Raw genomic sequence first — 13,144 nt, 5'->3', positions numbered from 1 at the left:
AAAGTAAAAATTTATGACTGACTTTGTTCATCAATCGTCAGAAGGGGAAAACTTTGCCCATGAATACTTCCAGCTATTTAGAGAAGGTAATGAGAGAGGTCTTAATTACATATACAACAAGCTGTACAAGTCTGTATTTAGCTTCGCCCGTAAAATAATACAGGACGAATTTGAAATTACAACCATTATCCAAAATGCATTCAAACTGATCTGGGACCTCCGGAACACCATGCAAAATGTAGCGCACATCAAGGCTGTCATCTGCAATTCCGTTCGGTGGGGTTGTTATAATTACCTCCGTAGTGGTTATTCCAGGATTAAACGTGGAACAATGTCCTTGGAGCATTACGAGGATCAGGGTATTTCATTGGCAGTTTATGATCCGCAAAGAGAAATCATACAATGGGAAAAAGCACTGGATGAACAGGAAAAAGTTGACCTCATCGAAAAGGCTATTGAGCACATTCCCGAAAAAAGAAAAAAAATAATGCAACTGATTTTGCAAGGCTACTCCTATAAGCAGATTGCAAAAGTTACCGGACAGTCTCATCAGTATATTGTCGCGGAAGAAGAAAGATGCATAAGAATATTACAGCCCATCATCGACCGGATAAGAAAGGCCCATGATGCTTCGAAACAAGTAAAACCCATATGCATATCAGATTACAAAATTTATCTTTCCCCGCTGCAAACACGAATTTTTGAACTGTTTTATGAAAACGGCTACTCCTTCCCCGAGATAAGCAAAGAGCTGTACAGTGCGCAAGGAGAAATAATACGACAGTTCTTTAAGGCCACCGAAATTATCGACAAGGTGAACAAACCTGGAAAAAGTTGAATTTCCTCCTATGAAAACCCTATCCAACAACCAGGTAATATTATTTAACAAAACATCTAAATACGTTTAAATGGGAATTTCTATATTGAATTTGTTTAAAAACATTGTAATCCACAATAGACTAAGATCAATACGCTCAGTGTTTCAGCTGAATAATGAGCAGGCCCATATTTTAAACTACAAGCCCTCCTACCAACGCAATTATGTGTGGACAGACGTAAAGGCTACCTACCTCATCGAAACCATTCTCCTACATGGGGAGATACCACCGATCGTGATATACATCAAAGAAAAAATCTGGGAAGTGATAGATGGCAGGCAGCGATGCGAAACGATTGACCGGTTTATCAGAGGCCGCTTCTCTCTAAAGCCACAAGGACTGGATAAACTATGGAATCTGGCAGGAAAAAAATTCTCACAGCTCGATGAAAAACTGCAGGAGCGTATACTCAATACCTCGCTCCGGTTAATCCAGATAAAGGCCTCAGACCATGCAAATATAAATGCAGCCGCTGAGGAAATTGTAAAGCGGGAAATCTTCAAACGATACAATTTGGGCATATCACCCTTAAAGAAAGAAGAAGTATTCAACGCCCAATACATCCAGGATGAAATAAATATCTATTTTAAAACACAATTTGAAAAAGATACCAGGTTCTATAGCCAGGTAATGGATTTGTTTGACCACAGGCGCAAAAACAAGGAAACGATGATGCAGCATATCCGGCAAGTTCTGGTATTACATCATATTCCCATCAATAAATTCACGCATAAAAGGGAAGATATAGTTAATATGTACTATGACTATCTTTCCTACAACATCGTTAATAAAGGGGATCCTGAAAACATTCCACTTCTTTTTAACAACTTCAGGGAAAAATGCAGTATCCTCCTGGAAATAAAAAAACAATTTGATGAGGCGAAAATCCCTTCCAATGGACTCATTTATGAGTGTTTATTTTGGGCATTGTCCGTCTGTGAAGAAGAGAAGGTAACGATTAAAGAAATCAACAATCCTACCTTTAAAGAAAAACTGGTTGGTTATCTTGACAAACAAACCCAGAACTTTCCACTGGAACGCAACAATCTCGTTGAAATAATAACCAAACGTTACAACCTGGTTGCCAACTTCTTCACATCTCAGCTAAACGTATCTTTTGTACGCTATCTTAGAAGTGATGATGAGTTTCTGGTGACGCATAAGGAGAAGATGCATCAATACATGGCGGAACGTTTTGCCCCCGGGAAAGAACAGGAACATTTTTCCAAAATGGACCCAACATCAACTTCTGTCAGTGATATCCTCGACAGAATCAAACGAGGAAAATTCAAGATCAAACCGGCCTACCAACGTAGTGAAGTAATGAACATTACGAAGGCATCTTCATTAATTGAGAGTATCCTGTTAGGTATCAAAATACACCCCTTGTATATCTATGTGAGAAAAGACGGCGTGGCTGAAGTAATTGATGGTCAACAGCGGCTATTGACAATGATCGGATTCCTTGGAGAGCGGTACACTGATGAGAAGGGGAAAATGGTCCTTTCCAAAAAAAATAATTTCGAGCTCAACTTACGGACAGGGTTATTACCCCATCTGCATAAAAAGAAATTCAGACAGCTCTCTGAAGAAGAACAATCCTGTATAAGAAATTTTGATCTGGAGGTGATAGAGATTAAGGAAGAAAACAACAAACACTTTCTCCCTGAAGAATTATTCAAACGGATCAACCACAAGCCTTTTCCCATTAAAGAAAATACTTTCGAATGCTGGAATGCGTATGTTGACAGTGAAATCATTGAGGCAATCAAGGATACCTACAAGAGAAACAACTGGCTGTATTTAAGAAAAGATGACAAAAGGATGCTTAACGAAGAACTTGTTACCTCTTTGTGTTATCTGCACTATATGACCACAGGAGAAGCAAACCTAAGAAACATCAAAGAAATCCTGGAAATAAACAAACGCCAGTCTGCCGCCATTGTTAAATTCAAAACCAAAGCAAACATCACAAGGGTACTGGAAAATCCGGCTTTCAAAGCAGAACTACTATTGGCCCTGAATGATTTTGAAGCAGAATTCATCGAAAAAATGAAGCTGTTAATTTCAAAGCCCACAGGAAAATCCACCGAATCCATCAGCAGCAAACGATTGGATGCCATTCTTCAAACAGGATCAGTAAGGGTTTCCATGAGTTTTTATTTATTGTGGGTATTATTAAAAGGTCTTCCCATTGAATATCTCAAAGAAGACCCCTCTACTGTACAACGTAGAATCATGAAAGTGTTTTCAATGCTACGCACCTATGAATCAGCAGAAAAAATAGAAGCAGCCATAAAAGAAACATGGTCAGCGCTACCAGTATCTCTTGCAAATTAATGGAGGGCATTATGAGCAGCTGGCACTGTCAGCCAGCTGCTCTTCTTTGCATTAAAAGTGTCTGTATCACTAAAAGATTCCGTCTAAAGTAATTCTCCTCCGCATATGTCCGAGAACAATAATGCACCGTCGAACTTTATAACGCCTAAATCCATTGAACCTCTGTTACAAGACAGTCACCGTTTGAATGTTTTGGAATAACCGGGGATAAAAAGAAAAATAACAGCCTGGAACAACCTTTAAAGATTGACATGATCAACACTCTGTTGGCCAATAGTAAATATAACAATCATCAGATAGATTCTATCGCAGCATCTCACAACCTGGAAATCACCAGGACCCCCAAATAACACTTACCCCGATATCATTGAATATTCTGCAAAAAGAAAAAACCTACGCCAGGCGCAGGTTTTTAGATGTAAGCCATGGTTTCCGTTGAAAAACTATTGTGGTGTAATAATATATTCCTGTAGCGCCATACCGCCAACAATACCCAGGCCATTAATGATATTGCTATAAACAATCACTTTCTCTGACAGAGGATCCTCATTTTTCATCCGCGCCATAAAGCTACTGAATAAATAACTGTAGCTGCTGTAGGTGAGTGACGTGACTTCTACTATTACCTTATTAAATTTTCCTGTTCTGTCGGAGATGAAATTTAAACGCGGGCTGCGGCCGTCGAAAAGCGCATCATCCGTGTAGAATTCCATATGGCCACCCTTGTTGAAGATGCCGTCCTGCAGGTCTCCTGTGATGAAGGGTATCCCTGTCCTATAGGGATGCTCGTTACCCGCATCATCCTTAAATTCAGCTAATTCGTATAGTCTTATCCGGTAGTAGTTCTTTTCCCCTGGTTTATCGTGCAACTCCACCGATATATTCGCCTTTCTGAAGCCGTAAACATCGTTGTTGGACACCAGCTTGATACTCATTTCGCCACCACTTACCGGCTCTGGTATAAAGTCGCTGCCTTCTACATCTCCATACTCCGGAACGGTGGCAACAATACGATAGTTTACACCGGACCGCGCCCTGACGGTGCTTTTATAATAGGTGCCGTAACCATTTGAGAATGGGCTCAGGTTTTCCTTAAACTGTCCATTCTCGTATAGCTTTATCACGGAAACCGCTGCTTCAGGGAATATAGAGTGGCCGGTAATGCGCTCAGAAATTGTCACCCGCGCTATTATCAGACTATCCTTACCCATCAATAAGTTGAGCACCGGCTTGTTGGACTCTTCAGGCAAATCTATCATTACTGTTTTTTTACAGCTGCAAAAAACGATGATCAGTAACAATGGCAGCAGCAATAATTTTGTTCTCATTATTTAAAATTTCAGGCTGTAAGAAATACTGGGCATAAAAGGAATCAGGTTAACTGAAGTGAGCTTTGCTTTTGGGCTGTCCTTTTCATATCTGTCCAGGTAATAAAAGAAAGGGTTAAAGCGATTATAAACATTGAGCAGACTAATATTCCAGGTGCGTACCAATCCATTCTTTTTGTATTTAATGAAATTAACCCCCAGGTCTAATCTGTGATAAGCCTTGATACGTACATTATTACGTTCATTGATGCGGGATATTCCATTGACCCACTCCCGGTTGCCATCCTCAGACACGGGACCATTTACGCCCTCATAGGACGCCACCGGAATTGTAAAAGGAGCAGCACTCTGGAAAGTCCAGGAACCGGACAGTTCAATACCTTTGCGCAGCTTATATGCTCCTACAATGTGGAAATCGTGGCGGCGGTCATATTTATAAGGGAATTCCCGGCCATAGTTTACCTGTGGGATAATGCGGTTTGCCCAGGCAAGCGTATATCCAACCCAACCGGTAAGTCTTCCGCTTTTCTTTTGCAGCAAGAGTTCCATCCCATAAGCTTCTCCTTCGCCGGCAGCCACCAGGGACTGCCAGGCATCTCCCCTGCTGCTGGTCTGGTAATCTGCACCTTCCTTATACTCGATCACATTGTGCATCCGCTTGTAATACGTTTCTGCAGAAAACTCAAACTTATCATTAAAGATATTCTTAGCTATGCCGAGTGCATACTGCTCCGATTCCTGTGGTTTCACCTTATCGGTAGCAGGTACCCAAAGGTCGGTAGGTAGTGAGATGGAGTTATTGGCCAGCAGATGAACATATTGTGTCATGCGGGAATAGGAGGCTTTCAGGGCCCAGTCACCAGGCAGCAGATATCGTATATTCAGCCGTGGCTGCAGGGAAGGATAAAAACGTTTCTCTACATTAAATGCACTGAGATGCAATCCTACGTTCACTTTCAGCCGTTTGGACAACTCCCAGTCATCTTCTGCATACAGGTCTATTTCAGAAGTATGAATATCCCGGTTATTATTCACGGAGTCTACTGTTACCTCATCCTTCTGTGTTTGTTTTGACCGGAGGACACCTGGTGTAAAAATGCGGAACATATAAGCGGCTCCGGCTTTAATGGCGTGTGCTGGTCTGGGGTGATACTCAAAATCCGCTTTTGCACCATAATCTTTGATGCCGGAATTAAGTTTCTGCATATCCGAGTAGGCCTCACCGTTAGAATTTCCTACTTGTGAGAAAACGGACCTGAAATGATAATCACTGCCGATAAGCATTACGTTGGAGAACAATTTCGGAGAATATACGTGGTTCCATCGTATCGTACCGGTATAGTTCCCCCATTGAACCCCCGCATCGGAAACGTAATTGTTACTACCTCCTATGCTGTTATATCTGTATCGTGACTCCATTTTATCGCGGCCGGTATAAAAGCTGAAATACAATTTGTCTTTATCCGAGAATTTATGATGGAGTTTGGCATTGATATCATAAAAATGCAATTTGAATTTTTCCGGAGCATCTTCCTGATTATTGAAGTATACCTTTGCTGCGAGATCAGGATAAGATCTGCGGGCAGACACCAGGAAAGTGGTTTTACCTTTTTTGATAGGCCCTTCCAGTGTGGCCTGCGCTGAAAGCAGGCCAATGGAAAAGTCACCATGCATCTTATTCATATCTCCGTCTTTAGTGGAGACATCTACCACTGAAGACAACCTTCCACCATAACGTGCCGGGAACGCGCCTTTATAAAGGGTTACGTCTTTCAGTGCGTTGGTATTGAAGGTGGAAAATATTCCCATGAGGTGCATCGGATTATAAAGCGGTGCGCCATCCAGCAGGATGAGGTTCTGATCGGGTGTTCCGCCACGCACCAGTAGGGCGCTCGTAGCTTCCGTACCTTGTTTGACACCTGGCAACAGCTGAAGGGTCTTGAACAGGTCTGCCTCCCCCAGCAGACGTGGTGTTGACTGTACCATAGCGGCCGACAAATTAATGCGGCTCATCTGGGAAGATTCTTCGATTCGTTCTGCTTGCCTGCCGCGTATGGTTATTTCCTCCAGTTGGCGGTTCAATGCCTTCAACCGGAAGGTCATCGCTTCCTTATTCATCGCCACGACAGTATCCAGGCGCTGATAACCCATATACGACAGTTGTACCCGAAGGGAGTCTGCTGGTAAGGTAATGCTGTAAAAGCCATAGGCGTTGGTGATAGTACCTGCCTGGAACTGCGGTGCCGCCAGGGAAACACCGATCAGCCTTTCACCGGAAGTGGCATCCTCCACATATCCGCTAAGCGTATGTTCCCGGCTGGGAGCAGGACCGATTATGATCTGTTCTCCTTTTCGTTTGAACATCAGTGAAGTACCTTTCAGCAGGTCCCGGCAGATTGTTTCCAATAGCGCGTCCTTGTAAGTATGCGCTTTAACGGTAATCCCCTGCACTCTTGTATATTCATAAGAGAAATGGACCTTACTTTGTTGTTCCAACAGCTTTAGCGCGTTTTCCAGCGAAGTGGCAGGAATACTGATACTAAGTTTTACCTCATTTTGCTGGCCTGCGGCGACCAGACTATATGCTAAGAACAGAATGGTTAAAATTCGTTGCATTGCGCGATTCCTTTTTTAAAGACATAGTAATCCCCTGCCGCAACTGCAGCTGTTTAAAACAGGGTCTGGTCCTATGGTGAGTGATTATTGTTGTATGCCGGTGACAGTTACCCGGCCGTTGCTAAGCGTATAAGTCATGCCACTCAGATCTTTCAGCATTTCCATTGCTTCATCCAATGAAGTTTTGTTGTCTATCCGGAGGTTGAAGCGGTACAGCGACATCATGCCACCATCGTATACTACCTGTACCTGGTAACGGTTTTGCAGTATCCTGGCTACTTCGGCAAACGATACGTTCTGTAGAGTGAGACTTCCCTGGCGCCAGTCGTCCTGTATACCTTCATTACGTGTAGCCGTCTGTGTTTCCAGCTGATATACGATCTGCTGACCAGCTTTCAGCACACCGAGTATATGACCGCTGTCAGACACCTGTACCATACCTGTTTCAACATTGACCTGTATATACTGTACCCCGCTGTAGGCCTTCACACTGAATTCAGTTCCCAGCACTTTTGCCTGTATACCAGCAGCAGTGCTGACAATGAAAGGATGTGATGCACCCTGAGCTACTGAGAAGTGAGCCAGACCGTCGACGATTTGTACATCCCGGCTTTTCTTCCCGAAGTTACTGACATAACGCAACCTCGATCCCGGCTCCAGCCATACAGCAGATCCATCCGGCAGCTTCAGGTAATGCATGTTCCTGCCAGCAGGAGCGGCTACTTCTGTATAGGATAACGGTTCGGATTTTCCGTTGAAAAAGTACATCAAACCGCCTGTCGCCATCAGTACCAGGATAGCTGCAGCTGCGCGCCAATACATGCGCCGGACAGGCCTTTTCTCCGGTACAGGTTCGGTTACGACTGCAGTATGTTTCACGTCTTCCATCTCCGCCTGAATAGCCCCGAAAATGCCTGCTTTCATCGATTCCTTCATCATCTTCCGCTCCGCTTCATCATCAAATACATGACCCTCAGCAGGAAAGGCAGCATACCATCTTTCCAGGACAGCGCTTTCTTCCCTCGTCAGAATTCCGAGAGCATGCTTTTCAAGCAGCAGATCGATGATTTGTTGATCAGGATGACTCATATGCTGTTGTTTAATAGACAATCCTCAAATACCGGAAGTACTATGTGGAAGAAAAAAAATTTAATCTAAAAGGAAATTCCCCAGTCCTTCCCTCAGTTTTTTGAGCGCAGCGGAAAGCTGGTTTTTAACGGTTTGTTCTGACAGGGCGTGCTTTTCGGCGATTTCGCGGATAGAAAGGCCGTGGTCCCGGCTATCGATAAACAGCTGTCGCATTTTTTCGGGTAGCCGTTGCAGTTCCCTTCGATAACTGGCCTGTAAATCAGTACCAGCAATGGACTCTTCTGTTGAATGGGTAATCTCAGGCAGTTCCCGGCCTGCCAGCAAACAATATTTTTCCCGGGCCTGTTCTGATTTCAGGTGATTCAGTATCTTAAACCTGACCGCTACACGAAGATAGGCTTCCACAGATTCGGTGATCTGTATCTGTTCTCTTTTCTGCCAACAGTATATAAATACCTCTTGAACAATGTCTTTAGCGGCGGCTTTGTCGTATAAACGCCAGTAGGCACTTTCATATAGGGTTTCCCAGTATCGTTCGTATATCTCTCCGAAAGCTTGCAGATTGCCCTTCCGGACAAGCTGCCACAACTCAGTATCCGGAGTTTGTTGAAGAGTAAATGTTGACATGTAAGGAGATAAACTTCAGTGCCAAAGGTAACAAAACACTTGTTAAAAGTTCCTTAATCTGTTGAGCTCAATACTATTATCTACCTTTCGTTATATAAAAAAACCTTCAGCTCTTTGGAACTGAAGGTTTTTGTTTCACCAATGCCGGATCAATAGCAATCAGCAGGCCCTACGAGTACAAACCACAAAGGTGGGCAGCGGATCACAGGGATTTTCCGTCAAAGGGTCAGAAATTCTTGTTCCGGCCATCATAGCGGCTTGAGGAGCCATCAAAGGCGCCACTACTTTTTTGTTCAAACTGAGTTTAGGTAAATGAATTTTCTTTTTCATAGTTTTTCAATTAGACGTAAAAAAACAGGTAGACTATTAAGGTACATCTAAATTCACGTGTATACAATCCCGTAAAAGGGGGATTTTCTGGTGCGGCAAAAGGTTATCCGATCTTTGCTACCTAGCTTGCAGGAAGGATTTTACATCTCCAGTATAAAACTCGCGGGTGCAAATTTATTCAGGGTAAATGAAAATTGCTGGTGGCTAATGCCTATCGGTGGTACAAGTGTAGCGTGAGGATTCTCTGCGATTGCAGCCTGTAAAGGCAGCCTGGCTTCCCATGACAAGTTTCCTGAGTCACTGGCCAGATACGTACCCGTTCACTCAAACTGCCATCCTGCCACAAAGGGAAATTTGTATTCTACATACTATTATACAAATTCAGTTTGTTGGATGTTAAAGGGAGCACTTCACTACCCCGAAACAATCTTCTGAGAAAACTATTGGACAAAAAAAATTACGCGCCTGTCCTATCATTGGAATTATTTTAACCTTTATCTTTAGACCCAGAGCGATCTTGAAATATAACTTTCAACCACTGAAAGTTTTATGCCCCTTTTTTTTATTTTAGTCAGATATTAATATAATAAAATGGCTGACGATTTTTTATCTATGGATATGGAAGACGATTTCTTAACTATAAATGTAGAATACAAGTTTTCATCTGGTATTCACGCCCCTGAAGCAAGCGACTGTATAACAGAATATAAAGCTGTTCTGTATGCAGGAGAATATGCCGATAATTCCTTTAATGAATATGCGGGTGAAATGGATTTCAAAATCATCTCCTTAGGTCAAGCAGAAGCAGAAGGTTTTAACATCTATGAAATGTTTGATACCTATGAATATACTTTTCGTCACAGTCAGGGTTTTTATGATTTTGGAAAACGTACTTTTAAAAAACCAGTTTTAAAAGAATTCCCTGATTTGGAGTTTGATTGCAGTAGACTATGTATCATTGAGACCATAGGCATTATACCAAAATTTAGAGGCAAAGGCATTGGAGCAAAAGTATTTAAGGATTTAGTCTGGCGCTTTGACAATTGTGAACTTTTCATACTACAACCTTACCCATTGCAATTTGAACATCCTAAAAATAAAAAAGCACTATTACCCAAACTAGATTTGGGAAAATTCGAAAAAAATAAAAAGGTAGCTACAAAGTCATTGAGCAATTATTATCAATCTTGGGGATTTAAGAAAATAAAAGGTATGAAGGAGTTACTATTTTACTGTCCGATGTATCGAAATGAAGCTTTCGACAATATTGATATGGATGATTATTAAAACTACTAACAGGTTATTAATTCAGATCGAGGAGAATTTCAACATCTTGTCATAAGCTGGTTAACCTGTATAAAATACGGGAAAGAAGTCAAGGTCACACAAAAGAAACTCAACTAAAAAACAAAACCCCGCGCCATGCGCGAGGTTTAAAACTTATCTGTGATCCCGCTGGGACTCGAACCCAGGACCCATACATTAAAAGTGTATTGCTCTACCAACTGAGCTACGGAATCCTTTACTGTATTGCTGTTTAAGCGGGTGCAAAAATAGGAATAATTTATTTTTAAACAAGTTTTTACAAAAAAATTTCACCCACAACACACAAAACAAGCCACCACAAAGCATTTCAAGCTAATATTTTTTCTGAAGGCGCTGTACAGATTTGTATCAGTCCTATAATAAAATGCTGTTACTATGAACTTCTCGCCTATTTTTGCAATGCAAAAATATACCCATGAAAACTTACTTTCAGAACAAGACAGTAGTTATTACCGGCGGATCGTCGGGCATTGGAAAAGCATTGGTGATGGAGATGTTACAGCAGGGTGCTGCTGTAGCTGTATGTGGCCGTAAGTTACCGGCCCTGGAAGCTTTGCGCAATGAGATCAACCATCCCTCCTTGTTTATCTTTGTGGCGGATGTGAGTGTGGAAGCGGATTGCAAGGCTTTTATGGAAGCTACGATGGCACGGTTTGGCCGTATTGATGTGTTGATCAACAATGCGGGTATTTCTATGCGTGCCTTGTTCCGTGATCTGGACCTGAGTGTATTGAAATCGCTGATGGACATTAATTTCTGGGGCACTGTTTATTGCACGAAATACGCTTTTCCGGCTATACTGGCTGCCAAAGGCACTATTGTGGGAGTATCTTCTATTGCCGGTTATCGTGGTTTGCCGGGACGTACAGGTTATTCGGCGTCCAAGTTTGCGATGCAGGGCTTTATGGAGGCGTTGCGTACGGAGAATCTGCATACAGGCGTTAACGTAATGTGGGTATGTCCTGGGTTTACGGCTTCGAATATACGGAATACAGCGCTCAACCAGGAAGGACAGGCGCAGAGTGAAACCCCGCTCAATGAGGATAAGCTGATGAGTGCCGAAGCGGTGGCTGCAGCCATTGCCAAAGCAATCAGCAAACGTAAAAGAACCCTTGTACTTACCGGCCAGGGCAAACTGACTGTATGGCTCAACAAACTGGTACCGGGTCTGCTTGACGGTCTTGTTTACAGCCACTTTAAGAAAGAACCCAATTCTCCACTGCAATAAAAATCAAAATTTCAGCTTAAAATAAGGCGCCATCGGTATTTTTACCTTTATTTGCAAAGAGATTGCATTTAAAACCCCATGGCACCCTTTTTGGGAGGAGAGCGACCATTCCAGGCGGCCATTCAGATGTGATACGGGTTCGATAAGCAGGGAGAGGGAGTTGAAATGTGAATTTAGTGTATTGCGCTTGGATTTAGATTTTCTGGCATGTCCATTATAACATTAACATCAGACATAGGGATGCAGGATTACCTGGTAGGTGCCATCAAAGGGCAACTCTGGCATTACTGCCCGGAATGTCATGTTACGGACATAACCCATCATATCAGCCCTTTTAACCTGCCGCAGGCAACGTATATCTGTAAGAGTGCCTTCGCCTGGTTTCCGCTGGGTACTTTCCATTTTGTACTGATCAATCTGTTCGACCGCCGCCCCGATCATGTGCTGGTGGCCGAACATAACGGACAATATATCGGTTGCGCCGATAATGGCCTGCTGACCATGATTGCTGGTGGCATGCCTGAAAAGGTGGTTAAAATACCCCTGCCGGCCCATGCTCCCAAAAACACGTTCACCATCATACAACAGCTGGCCATGGCCGCCCGTGAACTCAGCAGAGGCAAAGCCCTGGGAGAAATAGCCCCGCTCACCCAAAGCATCCATATTAAACATAACCTGCAGCCTTTGGTGGGCGATGATTTCATCGAAGGCCAGATTATCCATATCGACAGCTTCGAAAACGTAGTGGTCAATATCACCCGCGATCAGTTCAATGCCCAGCGCAGGAACCGTCGCTTTCAGATATTTTTCCGCCGCAATGAAGTGATCAACCAGATCAGTGAAACTTACGCTGATGTACCTGAAGGCCAGAAACTGGCCCTGTTTAACGCTGCCGGCTACCTCGAAATAGCCATCAACAAAGGAAATGCCGCCGGCCTGTTTGGCCTGCAGGGATTCCGCAGGGACCAGCTAACCCAGCCCACCGGCTTCCAGCAACTCTCATTCTACCAAACTGTCAGAATTATTTTTCAATGATTAACAGACTCGTTAAAATGGAATTTACCCCCGACAAGGTAAGTTCCTTCCGGGAACTGTTTGCCCGGCAACAACAATCCATCCGCCATTACCCCGGATGCCTCCACCTCGAACTATGGGAACACCCGGCCTCCGGCAACACCTTCTTTACCTTCAGCCAATGGGAGTCGGAAGCGGCTCTGGAAGCCTATCGGCAATCAGATCTCTTTCGGGAAACATGGGCCGCCACTAAAGTGCTGTTTTGCGCAAAACCAGCAGCATGGACCGTTACAGAGGCCTATAAAGCCTGAATCCACACTGGCAGCCAGGGAGCTCTAATGCAATTTTAATTCCCTTCAAACCAGCTA

General features: G+C 43.3%; 11 protein-coding genes and 1 tRNA gene. 6 read left to right on the top strand and 6 right to left on the bottom strand.

Features of this window, described 5'->3' with window-relative positions:
- The first annotated feature begins 13 nt into the window (after positions 1-13).
- Positions 14-838: an RNA polymerase sigma factor gene (locus tag DF182_RS24890; protein ID WP_113618480.1), complete on the top strand. Its 825-nt coding sequence runs from the start codon at positions 14-16 to the stop codon at positions 836-838.
- A 139-nt stretch (positions 839-977) separates the two neighbouring features.
- Positions 978-3,218 (top strand): DUF262 domain-containing protein, encoded by a 2,241-nt coding sequence (locus DF182_RS24885; RefSeq protein WP_161964253.1) that lies wholly within the window; start codon positions 978-980, stop codon positions 3,216-3,218.
- Between the two features lie 443 nt (positions 3,219-3,661).
- On the opposite strand, the gene DF182_RS24880 is transcribed toward DF182_RS24885, so the two are convergent.
- The 5 genes from DF182_RS24880 to DF182_RS32380 all read right to left on the bottom strand — a co-directional run bounded on the left by DF182_RS24880 (position 3,662) and on the right by DF182_RS32380 (position 9,208).
- Positions 3,662-4,546 carry a DUF4249 domain-containing protein gene (locus tag DF182_RS24880; protein WP_113618478.1) on the bottom strand — a complete coding sequence of 295 codons (885 nt, stop codon included), beginning with the start codon at positions 4,544-4,546 and terminating at the stop codon, positions 3,662-3,664.
- 3 nt (positions 4,547-4,549) lie between these two features.
- Positions 4,550-7,162, bottom strand: a complete 2,613-nt coding sequence (locus DF182_RS24875; RefSeq protein ID WP_113618477.1) for a TonB-dependent receptor — start codon at positions 7,160-7,162, stop codon at positions 4,550-4,552.
- An 84-nt stretch (positions 7,163-7,246) separates the two neighbouring features.
- Positions 7,247-8,251, bottom strand: coding sequence for a FecR family protein (locus DF182_RS24870; protein WP_113618476.1), 1,005 nt, complete (start codon positions 8,249-8,251; stop codon positions 7,247-7,249).
- A gap of 60 nt (positions 8,252-8,311) precedes the next feature.
- Positions 8,312-8,878, bottom strand: a complete 567-nt coding sequence (locus DF182_RS24865) for an RNA polymerase sigma factor (protein WP_113618475.1) — start codon at positions 8,876-8,878, stop codon at positions 8,312-8,314.
- A 159-nt stretch (positions 8,879-9,037) separates the two neighbouring features.
- The gene (locus DF182_RS32380; RefSeq protein WP_153260015.1) at positions 9,038-9,208 is read right to left on the bottom strand and encodes a class I lanthipeptide; all 171 of its coding nucleotides are present in this window, start codon (positions 9,206-9,208) and stop codon (positions 9,038-9,040) included.
- A gap of 591 nt (positions 9,209-9,799) precedes the next feature.
- Between DF182_RS32380 and DF182_RS24860 the strand changes: the two genes are divergently transcribed.
- The gene (locus tag DF182_RS24860; protein WP_113618474.1) at positions 9,800-10,495 is read left to right on the top strand and encodes a hypothetical protein; all 696 of its coding nucleotides are present in this window, start codon (positions 9,800-9,802) and stop codon (positions 10,493-10,495) included.
- 160 nt (positions 10,496-10,655) lie between these two features.
- Here the strand turns inward: DF182_RS24860 and DF182_RS24855 are convergent.
- Positions 10,656-10,728, bottom strand: a tRNA-Lys gene (locus DF182_RS24855).
- Between the two features lie 221 nt (positions 10,729-10,949).
- Here DF182_RS24855 and DF182_RS24850 point away from each other — a divergent pair.
- From DF182_RS24850 to DF182_RS24840, 3 genes are all read left to right on the top strand, one after another.
- Complete coding sequence (locus tag DF182_RS24850; RefSeq protein ID WP_113618473.1) at positions 10,950-11,762, top strand: SDR family oxidoreductase; 813 nt, start codon at positions 10,950-10,952, stop codon at positions 11,760-11,762.
- Between the two features lie 207 nt (positions 11,763-11,969).
- Positions 11,970-12,797 carry an SAM hydrolase/SAM-dependent halogenase family protein gene (locus tag DF182_RS24845; RefSeq protein WP_113618472.1) on the top strand — a complete coding sequence of 276 codons (828 nt, stop codon included), beginning with the start codon at positions 11,970-11,972 and terminating at the stop codon, positions 12,795-12,797.
- Entirely contained in the window at positions 12,794-13,087 is a 294-nt protein-coding gene (locus tag DF182_RS24840) for a putative quinol monooxygenase (protein ID WP_113618471.1), read from the top strand. The genes DF182_RS24845 and DF182_RS24840 overlap by 4 nt, the downstream gene beginning before the upstream one ends.
- Positions 13,088-13,144 lie beyond the last annotated feature (57 nt).

The organism is Chitinophaga flava, assembly GCF_003308995.1.
GTDB classification, from domain to species: domain Bacteria; phylum Bacteroidota; class Bacteroidia; order Chitinophagales; family Chitinophagaceae; genus Chitinophaga; species Chitinophaga flava.
This window is presented reverse-complemented; position numbering and strand designations above follow the sequence as displayed.